The sequence below is a fragment of the Flavobacterium potami genome (genome assembly GCF_020026915.1).
GTDB classification, from domain to species: Bacteria; Bacteroidota; Bacteroidia; order Flavobacteriales; family Flavobacteriaceae; genus Flavobacterium; species Flavobacterium potami.
On the sequence record NZ_JAINUY010000090.1, the window covers coordinates 1 to 281 of the forward strand.

The following is a 281-nucleotide window of genomic DNA, read 5'->3' on the forward strand; positions in this document are numbered from 1 at the left end:
TGGCTTTTGAATCTGACGCCGTGGAGATGGTCGCCCGGCTGATGGCGCTCTCCGCGCGCACCGCCCCGAAGGCCCGGGGCATCGATGTGATCAAGACGATGATCGTCGTTGGAGACGAGCGGAACGTGCTCGCAGAGGCGATGCGTGAGTATGGCGAGCGGCACAACGTGGAGTTCTTCATCCGGGACGCGGGCAATGTCGCCGCAAGCGACGCCTGCCTCCTCATCGGATCGCTGTTTGACGACGCCGTGGGCCTCAACTGCGGCGCGTGCGGGTATCCT

Annotated in this window: 1 protein-coding gene; it reads left to right on the top strand. The window is 64.8% G+C overall.

The features are described from left to right. Positions 1-281, top strand: a 281-nt coding sequence (locus K6T82_RS24390; protein WP_223711661.1) for a hypothetical protein, incomplete at both ends; no start/stop codon positions are given.